This window comes from Marinobacter sp. S0848L (assembly GCF_023016065.1).
In the GTDB taxonomy this organism is placed as follows: Bacteria; Pseudomonadota; Gammaproteobacteria; order Pseudomonadales; family Oleiphilaceae; genus Marinobacter.
In genome coordinates this window covers 138,974-161,412 of record NZ_JALKAQ010000007.1, presented here as the reverse complement: position 1 = coordinate 161,412, position 22,439 = coordinate 138,974, and the positions used below count along the sequence as shown (strand labels likewise).

19 protein-coding genes are annotated in these 22,439 nt (G+C 54.9%); all 19 read right to left on the bottom strand.

Features of this window, described 5'->3' with window-relative positions:
• Positions 1–16: 16 nt before the first annotated feature.
• On the bottom strand, positions 17–1,522 hold the full coding sequence (gene nhaB / locus MWU64_RS10775) for a sodium/proton antiporter NhaB (protein ID WP_247064255.1): 1,506 nt from the start codon (positions 1,520–1,522) through the stop codon (positions 17–19).
• A 189-nt stretch (positions 1,523–1,711) separates the two neighbouring features.
• Positions 1,712–2,698 carry a GTP-binding protein gene (locus MWU64_RS10770; RefSeq protein WP_247064253.1) on the bottom strand — a complete coding sequence of 329 codons (987 nt, stop codon included), beginning with the start codon at positions 2,696–2,698 and terminating at the stop codon, positions 1,712–1,714.
• Between the two features lie 87 nt (positions 2,699–2,785).
• Positions 2,786–4,618, bottom strand: coding sequence for a glutamine--fructose-6-phosphate transaminase (isomerizing) (glmS, locus tag MWU64_RS10765; protein WP_247064251.1), 1,833 nt, complete (start codon positions 4,616–4,618; stop codon positions 2,786–2,788).
• 29 nt (positions 4,619–4,647) lie between these two features.
• Positions 4,648–6,012: a bifunctional UDP-N-acetylglucosamine diphosphorylase/glucosamine-1-phosphate N-acetyltransferase GlmU gene (gene glmU / locus MWU64_RS10760; protein WP_247064249.1), complete on the bottom strand. Its 1,365-nt coding sequence runs from the start codon at positions 6,010–6,012 to the stop codon at positions 4,648–4,650.
• A 150-nt stretch (positions 6,013–6,162) separates the two neighbouring features.
• Positions 6,163–6,585 carry a F0F1 ATP synthase subunit epsilon gene (locus MWU64_RS10755; RefSeq protein WP_247064247.1) on the bottom strand — a complete coding sequence of 141 codons (423 nt, stop codon included), beginning with the start codon at positions 6,583–6,585 and terminating at the stop codon, positions 6,163–6,165.
• Between the two features lie 37 nt (positions 6,586–6,622).
• Positions 6,623–8,017, bottom strand: coding sequence for a F0F1 ATP synthase subunit beta (gene atpD, locus MWU64_RS10750; protein ID WP_247064245.1), 1,395 nt, complete (start codon positions 8,015–8,017; stop codon positions 6,623–6,625).
• A 54-nt stretch (positions 8,018–8,071) separates the two neighbouring features.
• Complete coding sequence (gene atpG / locus MWU64_RS10745; protein WP_247064243.1) at positions 8,072–8,932, bottom strand: F0F1 ATP synthase subunit gamma; 861 nt, start codon at positions 8,930–8,932, stop codon at positions 8,072–8,074.
• Positions 8,933–9,002: 70 nt separating this feature from the next.
• The gene (atpA, locus tag MWU64_RS10740; protein ID WP_199005565.1) at positions 9,003–10,547 is read right to left on the bottom strand and encodes a F0F1 ATP synthase subunit alpha; all 1,545 of its coding nucleotides are present in this window, start codon (positions 10,545–10,547) and stop codon (positions 9,003–9,005) included.
• Between the two features lie 28 nt (positions 10,548–10,575).
• Positions 10,576–11,112 (bottom strand): F0F1 ATP synthase subunit delta, encoded by a 537-nt coding sequence (locus tag MWU64_RS10735; protein ID WP_199005564.1) that lies wholly within the window; start codon positions 11,110–11,112, stop codon positions 10,576–10,578.
• A 12-nt stretch (positions 11,113–11,124) separates the two neighbouring features.
• Entirely contained in the window at positions 11,125–11,595 is a 471-nt protein-coding gene (locus MWU64_RS10730; RefSeq protein ID WP_199005563.1) for a F0F1 ATP synthase subunit B, read from the bottom strand.
• Positions 11,596–11,683: 88 nt separating this feature from the next.
• Positions 11,684–11,911: a F0F1 ATP synthase subunit C gene (atpE, locus tag MWU64_RS10725; protein WP_014423137.1), complete on the bottom strand. Its 228-nt coding sequence runs from the start codon at positions 11,909–11,911 to the stop codon at positions 11,684–11,686.
• Between the two features lie 54 nt (positions 11,912–11,965).
• A complete protein-coding gene (gene atpB, locus MWU64_RS10720; protein WP_247064241.1) occupies positions 11,966–12,820 on the bottom strand; it encodes a F0F1 ATP synthase subunit A in 855 nt (284 codons plus the stop codon).
• 15 nt (positions 12,821–12,835) lie between these two features.
• Positions 12,836–13,243 carry an ATP synthase subunit I gene (locus tag MWU64_RS10715; RefSeq protein ID WP_247064239.1) on the bottom strand — a complete coding sequence of 136 codons (408 nt, stop codon included), beginning with the start codon at positions 13,241–13,243 and terminating at the stop codon, positions 12,836–12,838.
• A gap of 200 nt (positions 13,244–13,443) precedes the next feature.
• Positions 13,444–14,325: a ParB/RepB/Spo0J family partition protein gene (locus MWU64_RS10710; RefSeq protein WP_247064237.1), complete on the bottom strand. Its 882-nt coding sequence runs from the start codon at positions 14,323–14,325 to the stop codon at positions 13,444–13,446.
• 60 nt (positions 14,326–14,385) lie between these two features.
• On the bottom strand, positions 14,386–15,180 hold the full coding sequence (locus tag MWU64_RS10705; RefSeq protein WP_247064235.1) for an AAA family ATPase: 795 nt from the start codon (positions 15,178–15,180) through the stop codon (positions 14,386–14,388).
• 23 nt (positions 15,181–15,203) lie between these two features.
• Positions 15,204–15,848, bottom strand: coding sequence for a 16S rRNA (guanine(527)-N(7))-methyltransferase RsmG (gene rsmG, locus MWU64_RS10700; RefSeq protein ID WP_247064232.1), 645 nt, complete (start codon positions 15,846–15,848; stop codon positions 15,204–15,206).
• 10 nt (positions 15,849–15,858) lie between these two features.
• Positions 15,859–17,745: a tRNA uridine-5-carboxymethylaminomethyl(34) synthesis enzyme MnmG gene (gene mnmG / locus MWU64_RS10695; RefSeq protein ID WP_247064230.1), complete on the bottom strand. Its 1,887-nt coding sequence runs from the start codon at positions 17,743–17,745 to the stop codon at positions 15,859–15,861.
• Between the two features lie 394 nt (positions 17,746–18,139).
• A complete protein-coding gene (locus tag MWU64_RS10690; RefSeq protein WP_247064228.1) occupies positions 18,140–21,256 on the bottom strand; it encodes an efflux RND transporter permease subunit in 3,117 nt (1,038 codons plus the stop codon).
• A 3-nt stretch (positions 21,257–21,259) separates the two neighbouring features.
• Complete coding sequence (locus tag MWU64_RS10685; RefSeq protein WP_247064226.1) at positions 21,260–22,351, bottom strand: efflux RND transporter periplasmic adaptor subunit; 1,092 nt, start codon at positions 22,349–22,351, stop codon at positions 21,260–21,262.
• Between the last annotated feature and the right edge of the window lie 88 nt (positions 22,352–22,439).

Sequence of the window (22,439 nt, the reverse complement as noted above, 5' to 3'; positions counted from 1 at the left end):
CAATGCTCAGATTGCATCAGAAAGCGTGAGTGACCATATACAACCCGACACCGCCCATCACCAAGGTATAGGGGAAAGCCATGATCACCATCTTGCCGTAGGACAAGCGCACCAGCGGCGCAATGGCCGAGGTCAACAGGAACAGAAACGCCGCCTGGCCGTTGGGTGTGGCCACGCTGGGTAGGTTGGTGCCGGTGTTAATGGCCACGGCTAAGGTTTGGAAGTGTTCGTAACTGATGCTGCCGCTATCCAGTGCCTGCTTCACTTCGCTGATGTACACCGTTGCGACAAAGACGTTGTCACTGATCATGGACAAAATGCCGTTCGCGAGGAAGAACATGCCCGGTTGCTGGCTTTCAGGCAGGCTCAGAACATAGTCGATAATCGGTTTGAACAGGTGCTGCTCGTGGATCACGGCCACCACGGCAAAAAACACCACCAACAACGAGGTGAACGGCAGCGATTCCTGGAAGGCTTTGCCGATTTTGTGCTCATCAATCACGCCAGTAAACGAAGTGATAAGAATGATCACCAGCAAGCCAATCAGCCCAACCTCGGCAATGTGCAGCGCAAGCCCCAGCACCAGAACCACCGCCGCAGCGGCCTGAACCCAGAGCGCAGCTTTATCAGACGCCGTGCGGCTGGCCCGCTCGTTTTCAGCAAATTCTTCCAGTACCTGGCGCACGGGTTTCGGCAAACGTCCGCCATAACCAAACCAGCGCAGTTTCTCCAACGCCCAACAGGTGCATAAGCCAGCCACCAGAACCGGCAAGCTCACCGGCGCCATGTGCAAGAAGAAACCCACAAAGTCCCAACCCACCACTTTGGCGATCAGCAGGTTTTGGGGCTCCCCAACCATGGTGGCGACACCACCGAGCGCGGTGCCAATGGCCCCATGCATCAACAGGCTGCGCAGGAAGGCCCGAAAGTTTTCGAGATCTTCCCGATGTAATTCGACCACTTCGGCATCGCTGTTGGCATTGTGGTCTTTCTGTTGATAGCCTTTGCCGGAAGCAACTTTGTGGTACACCGAGTAAAACCCGACGGCCACACTGATGATAACCGCCGTGACGGTAAGCGCGTCCAGAAACGCGGACAAAATCGCTGCGGCAATACAGAAGAGCAAGGAGAGTGCAGATTTAGAGCGCACGCCCACCAGAATTTGAGTGAAGGTAACCAGCAGCAGTTCCTTCATGAAGTAGATACCCGCCACCATAAACATCAGCAGCAATATAACCGGGAAGTTGGTGAGCACTTCGTTGTAGACCGCATCGGCCGTGGTCAGGCCAATCAGCAAAGCTTCTACCGCCAACAAACCGCCCGGTAGCAACGGGTAACACTTGAGCGCCATCGCCAGCGTGAAGATAAACTCGGCAATCAACAACCAGCCCGCAACGCCCGGCCCGAACACGTACATCACGATGGGGTTGGCGATCAAAAACAACAGGATGACTTGCTTGTACCAAACGGGGGCGTTGCCGAGAAAGTTACTTGTAAAGCCAGACAGGATGGAGTTGGGCATTGCTGAGTTCTTCTGAAAGTGGGCGTTTGTAGGTTACGGGGTGGCGCCCATACTTTCCTTGATATTAGTCGGCTTGGTGCTGGCTAAAACGCCTCTGCATGGGCGCCATGCAGAGGGCTTGGAATCGTTATCTGGCGACTGCCAACGATTCTCCAATAAATTGGGAGGCAGTACCTTAAAGTCATTCGGCTAAGAAATAAAGCAAGCTGCGCGAAGCTGATGATCCAGATCATCAGGGTCGAGCGTACGGCTGATAACTTCCAGTCGCGATTCATCAGCAGGCTCCGTTTCCAAGAGCGTCAGTGTGCCTTGCACAGCATTCAACATCCACCACCCATCGGAGGTATAAACCACCCCTTTAAAACGCTCAAAGTCCTCATTACTGGCCAGACTTTGCAGTGCGATTGCATCAAACAGCGTATCTTTGTGAATGCGCCAACCCATGCTGGCGTAGCCGTCGCCCGTGTTAACGTACGTTTGCCAAGGCTCATCTGCCAGTGACGGTTTTTCGGCCTGTGCTTTGCCGTGGTGATGGTGGTGACTCTCAGGAAACTGTGGTGGAAGTCGGTCAGACTCCCCCATCAGCCATGTCAGCGGAAGCTGCCCTTCACGGATCTGTTCAATGCGCCGCTTTGCCGGTTTCCAGTCGCTGGCCCAAGCGTCAAACCTGGCCAGTTGTTCGGGTGTGCACAGCTCGGCTTTGCTCGCGACCAACAACTCCGCCACGGCGACCTGATCGTGGAACTGCCGGCTGGCAAGCACCCGCTCGTCTTCAAGCCTGCGCGGATCAACCAGGCAAACGGACGTGGAAAGATGCAAAACGTCCCTATAGAACTCACCGGTCAGCGTTTCAATCACTTGGGCCGGGTGCCCCAACCCCGTGGGTTCGATGAACAGCCGGTCAGGGCGCGCAAAACTGATCAAACTGTTGAGCCCAATCTGCATCGGCAGCCCCGACACACAGCACATGCAGCCGCCGGGCACTTCTTTCACCGCTACGCCCTGATTCGACAGCATGGCGCCGTCGATTCCCACCTCCCCAAACTCATTGACCAACACCGCCCAGCGCTCGCCATCCGGCTTTTGCTTCATCAGATTAAGAATTGCCGTGGTCTTGCCTGCGCCTAGAAAGCCAAGTACCAGGTGCGTGGGTATGCGTGCCGGGGTGTTTGCCATTTTTTTATTAAGTCTTTACCAAATCGCCTAAAAAGTTACGGCCGGAAACCGGCCGCAACTAAAAAACCTGTCAGCGTGGCCGGTCGGTTATTCGACCGTCACGCTCTTGGCGAGGTTACGAGGCTGATCCACATCCGTGCCCTTCAGGACTGCGACATGGTACGACAGCAACTGCAGAGGCACGGTGTAGACGATTGGTGCGGTGATTTCATGGACCGAAGGCAGCTGCATCACGTGAATACCGGGCTCGGCTTTCACTCCAGCGGCTTTGTCGGCAAACACAAACAGCTCGCCGCCACGGGCACGCACTTCTTCCAGGTTGGATTTTAGCTTCTCAACCAGATCGTTGTTGGGCGCGACCGTGACCACCGGCATCTCGCTGTCCACCAGCGCCAGCGGTCCGTGCTTCAGCTCGCCGGCCGGGTAGGCTTCAGCGTGGATGTAGGAGATTTCCTTCAGTTTCAGAGCGCCTTCCATCGCCACCGGATACTGTGAGCCACGGCCCAGGAACAGGCTGTGGTTCTTATCCATAAAGGCTTTGGACATGTTTTCAATCTCGCCGTCCAATGCCAGAACGTCGCTTACTTGGCCGGGCACCAGGTGCAAGGCTTTTACGATTTCCGCTTCTTTCTCTTCGCTCAGGCCGTTGTGGCGTGCCAAAGCTACAGAGAACAGCAACAAGGCGACTAGCTGGGTGGTGAAGGCCTTGGTAGAGGCCACGCCAATTTCCGGGCCGGCCTGGGTCATAATCACCAGGTCGGATTCACGCACCAACGAGCTGCCCGGTACGTTACAAATGGCCAGTGCCGCACGGAAGCCGGCTTTTTTGGCCTGACGCAATGCCGCCAGGGTGTCGGCCGTTTCGCCAGACTGAGAAATGCACAGGAACAGGGTGTCCTGCTGAATCACGTGCTTGCGGTAACGGAACTCGGAGGCCACCTCCACCGAACACGGCACACCGGCCAGTTCTTCAATCCAGTAACGCGCGACCATTCCGGCGTGGTACGAGGTACCGCAGGCAATGATCTGAACGTGGCGCACGTTTTCCAGCAGTTTGGCGGCGTCGGTACCCAGGGCCTGTTCCAGAACACGGCCGTCGGTGATGCGACCGGTCATGGTGGCTTTGACTACTTTCGGCTGCTCATAGATTTCTTTGAGCATGTAGTGGCGGTATTCGCCTTTATCGGCCGAATCCGATGCATGCTCGAAACGGGTGATTTTACGTTCAACCACATTACCGTCGCGGTCTTCGATAGCGATCTTGTCCTTGCGGATGTCGGCGATGTCGCCTTCTTCCAGGAACATGAAACGGTCGGTCACCGGCAGCAGGGCCAGTTGGTCAGAGGCGATGAAGTTTTCGCCAATGCCGACACCGATAACCAGCGGGCTGCCTTCACGAGACACCACCATGTGGTCTGGCTCGTCGGCGTGTACAACCGCCAGAGCATACGCACCGCGCAGACGGGTCATCGCGGTTTTCACGGCTTTGTACAGGTTGTTGTCGGCCTGATAGTGCTTGTTGATCAGGTGCGCAACCACTTCGGTATCGGTCTGGGAGGTGAACTCGTAGCCTTCGGCTTTCAGTTCATCTCGCAGTTCCTGATAGTTTTCGATAATACCGTTATGCACGATGGCCAGACGGTCACCGGACATGTGGGGGTGGGCATTCAGTTGCGACGGTTCACCGTGGGTCGCCCAACGAGTGTGGGCAATGCCCATGTGGCCAGCAACAGGGTTGGCTTCAATCGCGTCGGCCAGTGCAGCCACCTTACCCACTTCCCGGGCACGCTGTACCTGAGCCTCGGAACTTACAACGGCCATACCGGCGGAGTCGTAACCCCGATACTCGAGTCGGCGCAGACCCTCCAGCAGAATTCCCTGGACATCCCGTTCAGATACCGCTCCTACAATCCCACACATGCTGCTATCACCTGTTCGTTAATCGGTCTTTACGCTTTTTTCGGCCGTTCCCAGCCTGAAATATTCCGTTGTTTGCCACGAGCTACGGCCAAATCGTTTTCGGCAACATCTCGGGTAATGGTCGAGCCCGCGCCAATGGTTGCGCCTTCCTCGACTTTTACGGGGGCCACCAAGGAGGTATTGGAGCCTACAAACACGCCGTCACCCAATTCGGTGCGGAACTTATTCACCCCATCATAATTGCAGGTGATTGTACCTGCACCTACATTCACATTACGGCCAAGAGAGGCATCGCCCACGTAACTAAGGTGGTTGATCTTGCTGCCCTCACCCACGATAGCTTTCTTAGTTTCCACGAAATTGCCCACCTTTGTATTGGCTGACAACTCGGTACCGGGGCGCAGTCGTGCAAAGGGTCCGATTTGGGCGTTAGCGCCAACTACGGCACCTTCGATCACGCTATTAGCTTTGATCTCGGCACCATCGGCGATGGTGGCATCTTTAATCACACAGCCCGGGCCAATGCTCACGTTGCTGCCAAGACTGACCTTGCCTTCAAACACGACGTTAACATCAATCCACAGGTCGTTGCCGATGTTGAGCTCGCCGCGCACATCAATGCGGGCAGGATCGGCCAGAGTAGCGCCTTCAGTCATCAACCGCTCTGCTTGCTGCAGTTGGTACCAACGCTCCAGTTCGGCCAGTTGCAGGCGGTTATTTACGCCCTGCACCTCGAATGCGGTTTGGGGCTGGGATACCGCGACGCTCAAACCGTGCTCGACTGACATGGCGATGATGTCGGTCAGGTAGTATTCACCTTGGGCATTGCTGTTCGAAAGAGTAGGCAACCAACTCTTCAGGTGCTTGGCCGACACCGCCAGAATACCGGTGTTCACTTCTTTGATCGCCTGCTGTTCGGTGGTCGCGTCTTTTTGCTCAACAATGGCTTGCACCTGCCCTTCTGCACTGCGCACAATCCGACCGTAACCCTGCGGGTTATCCAGATCGACCGTGAGCAACGCCAGGCGCTCGTCGTCAAGCTCTTGCACCATGCCTTGCAAGGTGTCTTTGCTGGTTAGCGGCACGTCGCCGTACAGAACCAATACTCGGGCGTCGTCTGGCAAATCCGGCAACGCTTGGGCAACCGCGTGGCCCGTACCCAATTGCTCGGTTTGCAGCACCCAGTTAACGCTGTCGTCCTGCAGGGATGCCCGCACCTGATCCGCACCATGACCGATCACCGTGTGTATTTTTTCTGCGCCCAGTTGCTTTGCGGTTTCAACAACGTGATGCAGCATGGCTTTGCCGGCTACCGGGTGTAACACCTTCGGCAGTGCGGATTTCATCCTTGAACCCTGACCGGCGGCCAGAATAACAACGTGTAACGGATTCATGGGGCGAACAACTCCAAATTCGTTGGTCATCTCATAGTAAAAAACCGCACCCCGATGAGAGGCCACTGGTTTCCTCTCGGAACACCAGCGCCCGCCACCTGCGGATGCGGTTCACTGTCAGGCCTGTCCGGGCACTGACGCAAGCACTGCTTATCGCAGGTTCTTGCGCAGTTTCTGGATAGTGCGCAGCTGAGCAGCGGCTTCTGCCAGCTCTGCTGCGGCCCGGGAGTATTCAAACTCGCCTGATTTGTTTGCCAGTGCCTTCTCAGCTTCCTTCTGGGCTTCCAGAGCTGCAGCTTCGTCAACGTCTTTCGCACGAATTGCAGAGTCGGCCATCAGAGTCACGAGGTTTGGCTGTACTTCAATGTATCCACCGGATACGTACAGAATTTCCTCAGCGCCACCCTGTTTGATGATCCGCACTGCGCCCGGCTTGAGCGCAGACAGTAGCGGAGCATGGCCAAACTGAATACCAAGCTCACCCTCAGTACCGGTGGCGATCAGCATCTCCACCAGACCGGAGTAAATTTTCTTTTCGGCACTTACGACGTCACAATGTACGGTCATAGCCATTTCTTACGCCTCTTGCGTCTGAAAGTGAAGAAAGGTGTTATTTACCTTCCTTCTCCTTCATTGCCTTAGCTTTCTCAATCGCTTCTTCGATGCCGCCGCACATGTAGAACGCCTGCTCTGGCATGTCATCGTAGTCGCCGTTAAGAATTCCTTCGAAGCTGGCGATGGTCTCTTTCAGAGACACGTACTTACCGGGGGAACCGGTGAATACTTCAGCAACGTGGAAAGGCTGAGACAGGAAACGCTCAATCTTACGTGCACGGGATACGATCAGCTTGTCGTCTTCTGACAGCTCGTCCATACCCAGGATGGCGATGATGTCTTTCAGTTCTTTGTAACGCTGAAGAACGTTCTGAACGCCACGAGCCACGTTGTAGTGCTGCTCACCAATCACCAGCGGATCCAGCTGACGGGAAGTAGAGTCAAGCGGGTCGATCGCCGGGTAGATACCCTTGGAAGCGATGTCACGGCTCAGTACAACCGTCGCGTCAAGGTGCGAGAAGGTGGTGGCCGGGGATGGGTCAGTCAAGTCATCCGCAGGTACGTATACCGCCTGGATAGACGTGATAGAGCCGTCTTTAGTGGAGGTAATACGCTCCTGCAGCTCACCCATTTCCTGAGCCAGAGTCGGCTGGTAACCTACCGCTGAAGGCATACGGCCCAGCAGTGCAGATACCTCGGTACCGGCCAGGGTGTAACGGTAGATGTTGTCTACGAACAACAGTACGTCACGACCTTCGTCACGGAACTTCTCAGCCATGGTCAGGCCGGTCAGTGCTACACGCAGACGGTTTCCTGGGGGCTCGTTCATCTGGCCGTAGACCATTGCTACTTTATCAAGAACGTTAGAGTCCTTCATTTCGTAGTAGAAGTCGTTACCTTCACGAGTCCGCTCACCAACACCGGCGAATACAGAGAGACCAGAGTGCTCTTTCGCGATGTTGTTGATCAGTTCCATCATGTTAACGGTCTTACCAACACCGGCACCACCGAACAGACCAACTTTACCACCCTTGGCGAACGGGCAGATCAGGTCGATAACCTTGATGCCGGTTTCCAGCAGGTCGGCAGAGGCTGACTGGTCAGCATAACCTGGTGCTTTACGGTGAATGCCCCAACGCTCTTCTTCACCGATCGGACCCTGTTCGTCGATAGGACGACCCAGAACATCCATAATCCGGCCCAGCGTTTGTGTACCCACGGGTACAGAAATCGGTTTGCCGGTGTTTTCTGCTTTCAGGCCACGCTTGAGGCCTTCAGTGCTGCCCATGGCGATGGTACGTACAATGCCGTCACCCAGCTGCTGCTGGACTTCCAGAGTTGTTTCGCCACCTTCAAGCAGCAGTGCGTCGTAAACGCTTGGCACGGCGTCACGTGGAAATTCCACGTCGATAACCGCGCCAATGATCTGAACGATGTGTCCGCTACTCATGCTCGGTTCCTCGTTATCTAGTAGTCAATAAAACCAGTAGGTTAGTGAGCGCGATCAAACAGATGCTGCGCCGCTCACGATCTCCGAAATCTCTTGTGTGATCGCTGCCTGACGGGCTTTGTTATAGGCCAACTGGAGCTCATCAATGATGCCACCAGCGTTGTCAGTTGCGCTCTTCATAGCGATCATCCGGGCGGCCTGTTCACAGGCCAGATTCTCTACCACACCCTGATACACCTGGGATTCGATATAACGTGGCATCAACCCGTCAAGAATCGGACGTGAGTCCGGCTCGTAGATGTAATCCCACTGGCGACCGACGTCGTCATCTGAACCTTCCGGCAGAGGCAAGAGCTGCTCTGACTTCGGGCTTTGCGTCATGGTGTTTACAAACTCGTTGCTGATCAGGAACAGGCGGTCAATCTTGCCTTCCACGAACGCATCCAGCATCACCTTAACGCTGCCAATCAGCTGTTCCGCACTCGGGCTGTCGCCCATGTGGGTCAGGGCTGCCACCACATTTCCGCCGTAGCTGCGGAAAAAGGAGGCGGCTTTCTGGCCGATGGCACAGATATCGGTCTCAATACCTTTTTCTTTCCATTCACGCATTTCGCGCACGAGCAGTTTGAACGCGTTCGTGTTCAAACCACCACACAGGCCGCGGTCTGAGGAAACTACAATGTAGCCTACCCGCTGGACCTCACGCTCCTGCATGAACGGATGACGGTAATCTTTGTTGGACTTGGCAATATGTCCGATTACCTGACGCATCTTTTCCGCATACGGGCGAGTCGCCTGCATGCGTTCCTGAGCTTTACGCATCTTACTCGCCGCCACCATTTCCATGGCGGAAGTGATCTTCTGCGTGCTCTTGATGCTTCCGATCTGGTTACGTATTTCTTTTCCGACGGCCATAAGTCACTGCCTTTTCAAGTTAGACACTCAAAGGGACCAGCAGGCCCGCTTATCGGCGGGCCCAATGGATTTACCAGCTCTGAGTGGTCTTGAATTTCTCCAGAGCAGCTTTCAGGCCGGCAGCGATGTCGTCGTTGAACTTACCTTCAGGACCGATCTGGTCGAGCAGTTCTTTCTGCTCGGCACGCATCCAGTCCAGAAGTTGTGCTTCAAAGTTCACAACCTTGTCTACGTCAACATCGTCAAGGAAGCCTTCGTTTGCTGCGAACAGGACAGTACCCATTTCAGCCACAGTCATCGGGCTGTACTGGTTCTGCTTCATCAGCTCGGTTACGCGCTGACCATGCTCAAGCTGCTTACGGGTCGCTTCGTCAAGATCAGAAGCGAACTGGGCGAATGCCGCCAGTTCACGGTACTGAGCCAGTGCCAGACGGATGCTACCGCCAAGCTTCTTCATGATCTTGGTCTGAGCTGCACCACCTACCCGCGATACCGAGATACCTGCGTTCATGGCAGGACGGATACCGGAGTTAAACAGGTTGGTTTCCAGGAAGATCTGACCGTCGGTGATGGAGATCACGTTGGTCGGAACGAACGCAGAAACGTCACCAGCCTGGGTTTCGATGATCGGCAGAGCGGTCAAGGAACCGGTCTTACCTTTCACTTCACCGTTGGTCAGCTTTTCAACTTCTTCAGCGTTGATGCGAGAAGCACGCTCCAGCAGACGGGAGTGCAGGTAGAAAACGTCACCCGGGTATGCTTCACGTCCTGGCGGACGACGCAGCAACAGGGAAATCTGACGGTAAGCAACAGCTTGCTTGGACAGATCATCGTATACGATCAGAGCGTCTTCACCGCGGTCGCGGAAGAATTCACCCATAGAAGTACCGGAGTACGGAGCCAGAAACTGCATTGCTGCAGGATCGGCGGCGCCAGCGGCAACGATGATGGTGTGGTCCATAGCGCCGTGCTCTTCGAGCTTGCGCACAACCGCAGCGATGGACGACTGCTTCTGACCAACCGCAACGTAGATACACTTGATGCCAGTGTTCTTCTGGTTGATGATCGCGTCGATTGCAACCGCAGTCTTACCAATCTGACGGTCACCGATGATCAGCTCACGCTGACCACGACCGATTGGAACCATGGTATCGATCGCTTTCAGACCAGTCTGTACCGGCTCATCAACGGACTGACGAGCGATAACGCCCGGTGCAACCTTCTCAACCGGAGAGGTCTGAGTGTTGCCCAGCTCGCCCTTGCCGTCGATCGGGTTACCCAGACCGTCTACTACACGGCCCAGCAGTTCGTTACCAACCGGTACTTCCAGGATACGACCAGTACAACGGACTTTCTGACCTTCGGCCAGGTCCTGGTAGTCGCCCAGAACAACCGCACCAACAGAATCACGCTCAAGGTTCAGCGCCATACCGTAAGTGCCGTTGGCAAATTCAATCATCTCGCCGTACATAACGTCGGCCAGACCGTGAATCAGTACGATACCGTCAGAAACGGAAAGGATCGTACCTTCGTTCTTTGCTTCGGAAGAGATGTCGAGTTTCTCGATTCTCTTCTTGATGATGTCACTGATCTCGGATGGATTCAGTTGCTGCATGCCTTTGTCCTCAAACCTTGTGCTGAAATCAGGAGCCCAGAGCCTTGGCCATTCTGGCCAGCTTGCCACGGACTGAAGCGTCGATAACCAGGTCGCCTGTGCGTACTACCACGCCGCCGATCAGAGACTGATCCACTGCGGTTTCAAGCTCAACCTTGCGCTCCAGCTTTCTGGACAATGCGTCAATCAGTTTCTGTTGCTCGTCGCCCGACAGCTCGAATGCGGTATCGATTGTCAGCTTAACGGATTGCTCCAGATCTGCACGATACAGAGCGAATAACGCAGAAACTTCTGGCAACAGGGCCAGACGCTTGTTTTCAGCAAGAATCAACAGGAAGTTTCTGAGTGCTTCAGGCAGCGGCTCTTCAAAACAGTCTGCGAAGAGTTCCGCCTTGCGTTGCTCAGACAGGCCAGGATTGGCCAGGATGTTCACTACCTCTTGGTCAGCCGCAACCTGAGCTGCGAAAGCCAGAGCCTGATCCCACTGATCAACGGCATTCTGGTCCTGCGCGGCTTTAAAAACGGCTTTCGCGTAGGGTCGGGCTAACGTAGTTAGTTCTGCCATGATGACCCTCTATTAGAGTTCTGCGGCCAGCTTTTCCAGCATCTCGCTGTGAGCTTTGCCGTCGACAGAGGTTTCCAGAATCTTCTCGGCACCGGCAACAGCCAAGGCTGCCACTTCGTTTCTCAGTGCGTCGCGAGCCTGAACACGCTCCTGTTGAATTTCTGCCCTGGCCTGTTCAATAAGCTTTTCGCCTTCTTTACGAGCGTCGTCCTTAGAGGCTTCGACGATCTGGGCGGCACGCTTATTGGCCTGGTCAATCAGGGCTGCAGCTTCTTCTTTCGCTGTGCGCAGTTCTTTAGCAGCTTTCTCTTGAGCAAGCTCAAGGTCTAGTGATGCACGGTCTGCGGCGGAAAGGCCGTCTGCAATTTTCTTCTGGCGCGCTTCCATGGCTGCCGTGATCGGCGGCCATACATACTTGACGCAGAACCAGACGAAAATAGCGAAGGCAATTGATTGCCCTATCAACGTAAGGTTTATATTCACGGCAATATACCTCTTGCTATTCGTTGCGTCCTGGTTTCCGGAAATAGGGCGCGGTGTCTCCCACCAGCGCCCTGCATTCTCGGTCTAATTAACCAGCAACAACGAAGATCAGGTACATCGCGATACCAACACCGATCATGGGAACGGCGTCAAGCAGACCCGCCATGATGAATGCTTTAGTTTGCAGCTGGTTAGCCATTTCTGGCTGACGCGCTGTAGATTCAAGCAGTTTGCCGCCCAGCAGACCGAAACCGATACCGGCGCCCAAAGCACCCAGACCGATGATCAACGCAGCTGCGATAAATACCATTTCCATTGAGAACTCCTCAGTTTTTTCAGATAGTTAAGGGTTTGTGTATTTAAGGGTAAATCAGTGATCTTCGTGCGCTGCACTGAGGTAAACCACAGTCAGCACGGTAAAAATAAAGGCCTGAAGCGGAATAACCAAAAGGTGGAAAATAGCCCAGGGGACGTTCAGCGTCCACTGGATCCACAATGGCAACAAGGCAATCAGGATAAACACAACTTCACCGGCGTACATGTTACCGAACAAACGCAGTGCCAGACTGATCGGCTTGATGATCAAAGCCAGGATCTCGAGCAGCAGGTTGACCGGAATCATGGACCAATGGTTGAACGGGTTAAAGGCCAGTTCTTTACTGAAGCCACTTACGCCTTTCACCTTGAAGCTGTAGAACAAGATAAGCAGGAACACCCCAAACGACATACCAAAGGTGGCGTTTGGATCGGTGGTCGGGACGATTTTGAAGTATTCCAGGCCCATGGCGTGCGCCAGAGACGGGATGAAGTCCACAGGAATCAGCTTCAGGACGTTCATCAGGAAGATCCAGACGAAAATCGTCAGCGCTAAAGGCGCAATCAGAGGGTTTTTGCCGTGGAAAACGTCACGGACAAGCCCTTGGATAAACTCGAAACACACCTCTACCAGGTTTTGCAGTCCGGTCGGCACACCTTCGGTCACACGGGAGGCGGCAAAACGGAACAAGCCCAAGAATAGAAGGCCCATTGCGATGGACCAACCCATGGTATCCACGTGGATCGCCATGAAACCCATGTCTGTTGCTTCTTGAGCGGTGGTTGCAAATGACCAGCCGGCCTCTTGCATCACACTGCCGTCAGCCCGCTCATAGCCGGCCGGAAGCTTGCCATAGGTAAGGTTGGTTAGGTGGTGTTTTATATACTCTACTGGGGTATCAGCTGCCATACTGCTCTCGTCCAGTCATCGCTGTGGTTGCGGCCGGATGAGCCAGCGCAGTGCCGTACCCAACACAACCATCACAGCAAAAGTGAATAACAGAGCCGGTACATGTACTGGCTCCATTAAAGTGAAAACGGCCGCAAAAAAGATTGCGGTAAGGGCGAGCTTGATGCTCTCAGCCCTGAACATATTTCCTACCGCCACATGGATCTGGCGGGCGCCCTGATACCGGAAGGTTCGATGGGCAAAATACGCGTTTGGTATGACAAAAATAAGACCGCCGATGAACGCGGAATAACCAGCCAAACGACTTTCTGTAAACCAAAACATGCTGAGAATGATCAGTGTGGCCATCTCAATGGTGAGCCACTTTGCCAGCGGCACGTACGTGATGGCTTTCCTATAACGGGTCATATCACCTACTGTCATTCCAAGCGCGCGGAATTATATGTGTTAACCGCTAGCGGTTCAACTGAGTCTTGGGGATAATCTGGATGTTTTTTAAGCAATTGAAGGTAACAGACGCTTCAACTTCACACAAGTTGTGGTCTGCAACCTATCGCACAACCACATCTGGTGTTTGCGGGTGATACTAGGCCTTTCGGATGATTTCGCTAAATTTTCGGTGCTTAGCGAATATGACCCAATATTCCATCAAGTTCATCCAACGAGGTGTATTCGATAACCAGCTTTCCCTTACCCCGCTTGCCATGAGCAATCGATACCCGGGCACCCAAGCGCTCGGAAAGATCGTCTTGCAGGGCCCGAATGTTCGGATCAAGGGCTTTTTTGTCTTCGCCCTTTTCTTCGGGGGATTCCTGCTGCAAACGGCGCACCAATGCTTCGGTCTGGCGCACGGAAAGCGATTTCGCCACCACCTGACGGGCCACCTGCATTTGCTGCTCGGGTGGCAGTGTCAGCATGGCCCGGCCATGCCCCATTTCCAGATCACCATGCTCCAGCATGGTTCGCACGTCTTCGGTCAGGCCGATCAAACGCAGCAGGTTGGTAATCGTTGTCCGGGACTTACCCACAGCCTCGGCGACCTGGGCCTGAGTCAGACCGAACTCGTCTTGTAAACGCTGCAGCGCGAAGGCTTCTTCGATGGGATTCAGGTTTTCACGCTGAATGTTCTCGATCAGCGCCATGGCGATGGCGGCTTCATCCGGTACTTCGCGGATAATTGCGGGAATGCTGTCCAGCTCGGCCAGCTGGGTGGCGCGCCAACGACGTTCGCCGGCAATCAGCTCGTAACGGCCATCTTCTATAGCCCGCACCACAACCGGCTGCATAACGCCTTGCTGACGAATAGAGTCGGCCAGTTCTTGCAACGCCGCAGGATCCATATCGCGACGAGGCTGGTAACGCCCACGCTGGATGAGATCAACAGGGATGTCCTGCATCTCACCGTCGCGCTGTGTGCTCTCGCTGCTCTGATTGAGGTTCACTTTGGAACCCTGTAACAGAGCCCCTAAACCACGTTCGCCCAAGCCTCGCTTCTTCGCCGCCATGGTAGTAGTCATTCTTCCTAGTGAAATAATGGATGCATGGTTGCCTGACGGCGAACTATGTTACACCGCAACGGCGCTGGATGTCTTTTTTGTTCCGTGCCTACGGACCATCTCACCCGCCATCGCCAGGTAGGCAATGGCCCCTTTCGACGCTTTATCGTAGTTCAGTGCCGGCATGCCGTAGCTGGGCGCTTCTGCCAAGCGCACATTGCGGGGAATCACCGCCCGGTAGACCTTGTCACCGAAATACTCCTGCAACTGGCCGGAAACATCGAGTGTCAGGCTGTTACGCGGGTCATACATGGTGCGCAGAATGCCTTCCATCTCCAGCTGGGGGTTCACCGTTTCCTTTATTTGTTCCACGGTGTTCATCAAAGCCGCCAGTCCTTCCAAGGCATAGTATTCACACTGCATGGGAATCAACACAGAATCGGCTGCCGATAACGAGTTAACGGTTAACAGGTTCAAGGACGGAGGACAGTCGATCAAAATGTAGTCGTAGTTGTCCCGCACTTCACTCAAGGCCAGGCGCAACCGGTGTTCACGGCCAATTTCGTTCATCAGCTCAACTTCAGCGGCGGTCAGGTCGCCATTTCCCGGAAGCAAATCGAAACCGGCCGGATCGGTTTTCACCACGACTTCGCCTGCGGTTGCGCGTTTCGTCAGTAAATCGTAGCCAGACAATTCAAGGGCGTTTTTATCCACACCACTACCCATGGTGGCGTTGCCCTGCGGGTCCATATCGACCAGCAAAACCCGGCGTTTGATAGCAACCAGTGACGCAGCAAGATTGACGCAGGTGGTGGTTTTACCCACACCGCCTTTCTGATTGGTCACTGCAATCACGCGCGTCATGCTTTGCCTCCTGCTATTGCGGGTTACCGGGGTGATGAATGCCGGGTGACGACCAACAGATGTCGTTCACCGTCAGCACCGGGGACATTCAGAGAATGGTTGGATTCTACCTGCCAATGGCTTGGAAGGGCAGCCACTTCATCATCCGGATACTGTCCTTTCATAGCAAGAAACTCACCGTCTTGCGCCAAAAGTTGTTCACACCAGGTCACCAGGTTCTCTAACGCGGTGAACGCGCGGCTGCTGATCTGGCGAAACGGCTGCTCGGGCTGGCAATCCTCGGCACGGCCGTGGATAACGTCCACATTCTTTAAACCCAACTCCAGGACACACTGGTTCAGGAACCGGGTCTTCTTGCCATTACTGTCCAGAAGCGTAAAGCGTTTGTCCGGAAACGCAATGGCCAGGGGAATACCGGGCATACCACCGCCGGCACCGACATCGAGCAAATGATCGGTCGTGATCCAAGGCACGATGCTCAGGCTGTCGAGCAACTGGCGCGATACCATGACCCGCTCATCCCGGACCGCCGTCAGGTTGTACGCCTTATTCCATTTGTTCAGCAGAGCGAGAAAAGCCAGCAACTGTTGTTGCTGGCTATCGTTCAAGGAAAGCTGCATTTCTGCCAGCCCGTCTCGGAGCTGGCTTTGCCATTGTGGATAAGTCATAGAGGTTGGATCAGGCGCTTTGCTTGCGGAGAAGGTCCCGCTTTTTCAGGTGAACGAGGATCTGGCTGATCGCGGCCGGGGTCACGCCCTGGATGCGAGAAGCCTGGGCAACCGTTTCCGGGCGCACTTCCTGCAGCTTTTGTTTGATCTCGTTGGACAAGCCACCGATCACGTCGTAATCGAGGTCTACAGGCAACCGGGTGTTCTCGTTTTTCCGCAAGCGCTCGATTTCATCGGCCTGGCGGGAAATGTAGCCTTCGTATTTGACTTCAATTTCCACTTGCTCGGCCACAACCGGGTCTTCCGCGCACTCACCACCAATGTCGGCAATGTGCTGGTACACGATTTCCGGGCGGCGTAGCAGCTCGGCCAGCGATTGGTCACGGGTCATCGGCTGCTTGAGGAATCCGTTAGCGCGCTCCCCTGCTTCCGTGTTCGGGTGAATACGGGTTTCTTCCAGACGACGACGCTCAGTGATGATGGCTTCGCTCTTTTCGCAGAACTTCTGCCAGCGTTCGTCGTCCACCAGCCCCAGCTTGCGGCCGGTTTCGGTCAAACGCAGGTCGGCGTTGTCTTCGCGCAGAATTAACCGGTATTCGGCACGGCTGGTGAACATGCGGTACGGCTCACTGGTACCCATGGTGATCAGATCATCAACCAACACGCCCAGGTAGGCTTCGTCCCGGCGCGGGTACCACTCGTCTTTATCCTGTGCTCGCAGCGACGCGTTAATCCCCGCCAGCAAGCCCTGCGCACCGGCCTCTTCGTAACCGGTAGTGCCGTTGATCTGGCCGGCAAAATACAGGCCTTGAATAAACTTGGTTTCCAGGGTGTGGCGCAGATCCTGCGGGTTCAGGTAATCGTACTCGATGGCATAGCCCGGTCGCAGTATATGGGCGTTTTCAAAGCCGGGAATGGACTGCACAGCCTTGAGCTGAATATCAAATGGCAAGCTGGTGGAAATGCCGTTCGGATAAAGCTCGTTGGTGGTCAAACCTTCCGGCTCAACAAAGATCTGATGTGAATCTTTGTCCGCGAAACGATTGACCTTGTCTTCAATCGACGGGCAGTAACGAGGCCCAACACCTTCGATGTTGCCGGCGAACATGGGCGAGCGGTCGAAGCCGCTGCGGATAATGTCGTGGGTTTCTTCGGTGGTCCGGGTCACGTAGCAGCAGACCTGCTCTGGGTGCTCATCTCTGCTGCCAATGAACGACATAACCGGTGCCGGGGTATCACCCCACTGTTCCTGCATGACCGAGAAATCCACCGTGCGCGCATCGATACGCGGCGGAGTACCGGTTTTCAGGCGGCCTACGTTGAAAGGCAGTTCCCGCAGGCGCTTGGCCAAGGCATTGGCTGGAGCATCGCCCGCGCGGCCACCGGCATGGTTCTCCATACCGATGTGGATAACTCCGCCCAGGAAAGTGCCGGTGGTGAGTACCACCGTTTTCGCGTTAAAACGGATGCCGGTCTGGGTTACCACACCCACCACCTGATCGTCTTCCACAATCAAATCATCGGCGGCTTGCTGAAACAGTGTGAGATTCGGCTGATTTTCCAGCGTGTGGCGAATCGCCGCTTTGTACAGCACCCGGTCTGCCTGAGCGCGTGTTGCGCGAACAGCCGGGCCCTTGCGAGCATTCAACACTCTAAACTGGATACCGGACTGGTCGGTGGCTCGGGCCATGGCGCCGCCCAAGGCATCGATTTCTTTCACCAGATGGCTCTTACCGATACCACCAATGGCGGGGTTACAGGACATCTGCCCCAAGGTTTCAATGTTGTGGGTCAGCAACAGGGTTGCTGAGCCCATGCGCGCGGCCGCTAGAGCAGCTTCAGTACCGGCATGGCCACCACCAATGACTATGACATCGAAACGGGTCGGAAAATCCACACTACACCTCGGGAATCGGGGGATAAAATCAGGTGCGGGAGTATACCGCTTCATTGAAGAGATTGCAGTCAGAATGTGCAATTTTTAACCAGATTACGGGTAATCCCAAATCACTCAAGCACGATCAACCGTAAACACTATACAAAGTTATGTTTTTCATCGCGTGGGAAAACTGAAACTCACGGATTTTCAGAGGCTTGTGATCAGCTCCTGACAAGTTCTTAAAGTTTTTATCCACAGAAAATATGCTCAAAAAAACCTGTTCACAAACACATTAAGTATCTAATAAATAACAAGTTTTACATTAATATCCAAAACTCTTCCCGAACTTATCAAACAATTTATCCACAAATGTGGGAAGGCATAATGGGCCATCCGCGATTGATCACGACATTCATATCTGGCCGGAATCCTCAACCGACCCCGCGGACAGCCGCTCCAGCTCTTTTTCCACAGCATTGGAGGATTTTGCAAATCGGGCCAGCAAGTTATACAACACCGGGATAATAAACAGCGTTAACGTGGTCGCGAAGATAAGCCCACCCAAAATCACCACGCCAATCGCTGCGCGGCTCTCCGCCCCGGCGCCGGTGGCAATCACTAAGGGCACCGCTCCGAAGACTGTGGATATCGTGGTCATCAACACCGGCCGGAAACGGAGAATGGCACCTTCCAGAATGGCATCCCGGACTTCATACCCCTGGTCCCGAAGCTGGTTGGCAAACTCAACGATGAGTATTCCGTTCTTCGCCATCAGCCCCAATAGCATGATGATGCCAATCTGACTGTAGATGTTCAGGCTGATGCCCGACCAAGCCAACGCTAGCAAAGCACCGGTGACCGCCAAGGGCACAGACAACATGATAATCAACGGATGAATCCAACTTTCGAATTGTGCCGCTAGGACCAGAAAAACAATCACGAACGCCAAGGCGAAGGTGACCAAGATGGCCGATGACGATTCCTCGAACTCCCGGGACAAGCCCCGGAACGACACTCGCGCTTCCGGCGGCAAGTTATCCACAGCCAGATTGTTCAGGTAGTTGAGCGCGGTGCCCAGATCATAGCCATCGCCCAGCGAAGCACTGATCACCACTGCCGGTAACCGGTCAATGCGCTTGAGATCAGGGTTGGCACCAATTTCATCCACAGACACCAGAGCTTTCAACGGGATCAGCTCTCCCCCTGCCCTCGGCCGCATGAATATTTGCGCCAGATCGTTCGGGGTTGCGCGCTGGGCATCTTCAGCCTGAACAATCACATCGTATTCCTGGCCGCGGTCCATGTAGGTAGTAACTTGACGAGAAGCCAGCATGGTTTGCAGCGTCAGGCCGACGTCTTCAACGGTAATGTCGAGGTCAGCCGCCCGATCCCGGTCGATGTTGACCCTTAATTCCGGGCGGGTGAGCTCAAAATCGCTGTCGACGTTCAACAGATTCGGATTTTCTTTCGCCCGCTCAACGATTTCATCACTCCAGGCTTGTACCGATTCGTAGTCCGGGCCTGCCACCACAAATTCCACGGGCTGACTAAACCCTCGTTGGCCCAGTCCTGGAGGATTAATCACGCTGATGCGAACGCCAGAAATGTCTGCAAGCTTTTCACGAATTTCCGAAGTTACCTTCTGCTGCTTTATAGCACGCTCATCCCAGGGCACCAGCCCCATGATCATAAAGGCGCTGTCTTCTTCGTTTCGAAAGCCCACGATGGACAAAAATCGCTCTGCTATACCCTCATCCAGATATTCAAGCAGCTCCTCTTCAGCCTGTTGGACAAAATGATCGGTAAACTCCACGGTGGAACCCCGTGGCGCACCAACCGGCATAATGATCACGCCGCGGTCTTCAGTAGGTGCCAATTCCTGTGGAAGATTCGGATAGATCGCCGCAGCCATGACCAGCCCGGCCACGCCCAACCCGAGCAACAAACCGGATTGGCTTAAGGAAAACCGCAATGCTTTCTCGTAGCCACGGGTCAGACCATTCAATACCCTTTCACTGAACGCCCACAGACGATGCCCTTCTTCCGTTTCGGGGCTGTGTCTGAGCCATTTGGAACACAACATGGGCGCCAGCGTCAGGGCCACCAGGCTGGAAACAATCACCGCTGCGGCCAACGTAAAGCCGAACTCCGCAAACAGCCGCCCGATGTTGCCGCCCATAAACGAAATCGGCACGAAAACAGCCACCAAGGTCAACGTGGTGGCAATCACCGCAAAGGCGACCTGCTTGGCACCGTGATAGGCCGCCAGCAATGGCGGTTCGCCCTCATCAATACGACGCTGAATGTTCTCCAGCATCACAATGGCATCGTCCACCACCAGGCCAATTGCCAGAATCACCGCCAGCAATGTCAGTACGTTGATGGAGAAGCCCAGAAAACCTAAACCGATAAAGGCCCCGATCACCGCAACCGGTATGGTCACCGCAGGTATCAAAGTGGCGCGCCAGGAGCGCAGAAACAGGAAAATCACCAATATCACCAGCGACACAGAGATCGCCAAGGTGATCAGCACTTCTTTGATGGAGGCGCGGATAAAGATGGATTCGTCATAGCTTTCGGAAATCGACACTTCGGGAGGCAAGGTTTCACGAATCGATTCCAGCTCGGCTTTCACGGCGTCGGAAACAGCAACCGTATTCGCTTTCGACTGGCGGATGATGCCCATCCCGATGGCCGTCCGCCCACTGGCCCGGAGTCGACCAACATCGGATTCCACCCCCATGTTTACGTTGGCGACTTCGCCCAGACGCAAAAGATCATTGCCATCCCGGCGCACCACCAGATTACGGAACTCGTCCACTGTGGATAACCGGCCTTCCGCACGTACGGTGAAATTTCGGGTGGCTGAATCCACCGACCCGGCCGGCAATTCCACGTTATTGGCGCGAAGCGCCTGCTCTACTTCGGCGACGGTAATGTTTCGTGCCGCCAGCTTTTCCCGATCCAGCCAAACCCGTATGGCGTAACGGCGTTCGCCGCCAATACGAACATCGGCCACTCCATCCAGCACTGAAAAGCGATCACTCAGTACCCGGTCGGCAAAATCACTGAGTTCGGCTGCGTCCCAAACCTCGCTGGTCAGAGTGACCCACATCATGGGGCGCGCGTCGGAGTCGGCCTTCCTGACGACAGGGGGATCGGCTTCATCTGGCAACCGGTTCAGGATGCGCGATACCGCGTCCCGCACATCGTTCGCGGCAACATCGATGTCTCGGGAGGTGTTGAATTCGATGTTGGTTCGGGACTCACCCTGCTCGGTGGAGGATTCAATCGAACGAATGCCCTCTATTCCGCTGATACTGCCTTCAATCACCTGCGTGATTTGGCTATCCACTACCTCGGCAGCAGCACCGGTGTATTCGGTTGAAACCGACACCACGGGTGGGTCAATGTCCGGATACTCCCGCACCGGCAAGCCGAACAGCGCCGAGAGACCAAAAACAACGATTAACAGGCTAAGAACGGTGGCAAAAACCGGGCGCTTGATAGAAACATCAGATAAAACCATAAATCAGGACTCCCGAACCGATTCAAACCGGTTTTCGGGAATCGAACGATCAGACTCAAGCTCCCGTATGCGGTTCCCCGAGCTCAGCCGGTCTTGCCCGGTGACCACGACAGAGTCTTCGAGACTCAATCCTTCTTTGATTTCCACCCACCCCGGCATGCGATTTCCAATCTGAACGGGCACCCGGCGGGCAAGGCCATCCTCGGCCAAGAACACGTACTTCTCATCACCACGCACCATCACTGCCTGCTCAGGCACCACCAGTGCTTCTCGTTGCTGCAGGGTCAGTGAGGCCGACATAAACTGCCCCGGCCGCAGTTGGCCATCAGGATTGTCGATCAGTGCGCGCACCGCCAAAGTTCGGCTTAATTCACTGATGCGGGTGGCAAGTTCCACCAATTGGCCTTCAAATAATTGGTCGGGAAACGCGGGCGACACCGCTGAGACTGGCTGGCCAACCTTTACCTGGCCGACAAACCGTTCCGGTACTGAAAAATTCAACTCAAGCTGGCCGCTGGAATCCAGTGTGGTAATGCTGGTTCCTGCTTGCAAAAAAGCGCCAAGGCTAATGTTTGAAAGCCCGATCACACCGGCAAACGGCGCTTCGATACGGTGGTTTTCCAAACGAACCTTGGCGGCTTCCAACTCAGCCGCCGCAACAGCCACCGAAGTTTGCAGCTCATCAACTTGGGACTGGGACACACTGTTGTTGGCCCGCAGACTTCGAGCCCTGTCGTACTGGCGCCGGGCATCGGAAAGGCGGGCTTTCAATACCGCCAAATCAGCACGGGCCTGTCGGTCGTCCAAGCGAAGCAGCACCTCACCTTGTTGAACCGGTTGGCCGGGTTTCAGGTTCAGCTCTACCACCCGACCGCTGGCTTCCGTCATCAGTTCCACCGAGTCCACGGGCCGCAGGTTGGCGACCGCAGAAATCTGATCACGAATCTGCCGCATTTGTGGTTGGCCAATATTAACTGTCGTCGGCTTGGCTTGCTGATCTTGCCCTTCCGCAACCGGTTGCTGGTTCAGATACACACCCACTCCCACCAGCACTATGGCGACAACCGCCATCCCAACCAACCACTGCTTCCACATGCGCTTTGACTACCTGTTGATAATGTACGTTTGGAGTTATCCACACCCCGGATCCAGACTGACAAGTACTAACAGATTCGGTTCCAGT

Bases quoted from the DNA above. Each gene is read 5' to 3' on its own strand.
- atpA (WP_199005565.1), bottom strand. From the start codon at position 10,547: ATGCAGCAACTGAATCCATCCGAGATCAGTGACATCATCAAGAAGAGA.
- MWU64_RS10685 (WP_247064226.1), bottom strand. From the start codon at position 22,351: ATGTGGAAGCAGTGGTTGGTTGGGATGGCGGTTGTCGCCATAGTGCTG.
- MWU64_RS10770 (WP_247064253.1), bottom strand. From the start codon at position 2,698: ATGGCAAACACCCCGGCACGCATACCCACGCACCTGGTACTTGGCTTT.
- atpE (WP_014423137.1), bottom strand. From the start codon at position 11,911: ATGGAAATGGTATTTATCGCAGCTGCGTTGATCATCGGTCTGGGTGCT.
- atpB (WP_247064241.1), bottom strand. From the start codon at position 12,820: ATGGCAGCTGATACCCCAGTAGAGTATATAAAACACCACCTAACCAAC.
- atpG (WP_247064243.1), bottom strand. From the start codon at position 8,932: ATGGCCGTCGGAAAAGAAATACGTAACCAGATCGGAAGCATCAAGAGC.
- MWU64_RS10705 (WP_247064235.1), bottom strand. From the start codon at position 15,180: ATGACGCGCGTGATTGCAGTGACCAATCAGAAAGGCGGTGTGGGTAAA.
- glmS (WP_247064251.1), bottom strand. From the start codon at position 4,618: ATGTGTGGGATTGTAGGAGCGGTATCTGAACGGGATGTCCAGGGAATT.
- MWU64_RS10755 (WP_247064247.1), bottom strand. From the start codon at position 6,585: ATGGCTATGACCGTACATTGTGACGTCGTAAGTGCCGAAAAGAAAATT.
- MWU64_RS10690 (WP_247064228.1), bottom strand. From the start codon at position 21,256: ATGGTTTTATCTGATGTTTCTATCAAGCGCCCGGTTTTTGCCACCGTT.
- rsmG (WP_247064232.1), bottom strand. From the start codon at position 15,848: ATGACTTATCCACAATGGCAAAGCCAGCTCCGAGACGGGCTGGCAGAA.
- nhaB (WP_247064255.1), bottom strand. From the start codon at position 1,522: ATGCCCAACTCCATCCTGTCTGGCTTTACAAGTAACTTTCTCGGCAAC.
- MWU64_RS10710 (WP_247064237.1), bottom strand. From the start codon at position 14,325: ATGGCGGCGAAGAAGCGAGGCTTGGGCGAACGTGGTTTAGGGGCTCTG.
- glmU (WP_247064249.1), bottom strand. From the start codon at position 6,012: ATGAATCCGTTACACGTTGTTATTCTGGCCGCCGGTCAGGGTTCAAGG.
- MWU64_RS10735 (WP_199005564.1), bottom strand. From the start codon at position 11,112: ATGGCAGAACTAACTACGTTAGCCCGACCCTACGCGAAAGCCGTTTTT.
- atpD (WP_247064245.1), bottom strand. From the start codon at position 8,017: ATGAGTAGCGGACACATCGTTCAGATCATTGGCGCGGTTATCGACGTG.
- MWU64_RS10715 (WP_247064239.1), bottom strand. From the start codon at position 13,243: ATGACAGTAGGTGATATGACCCGTTATAGGAAAGCCATCACGTACGTG.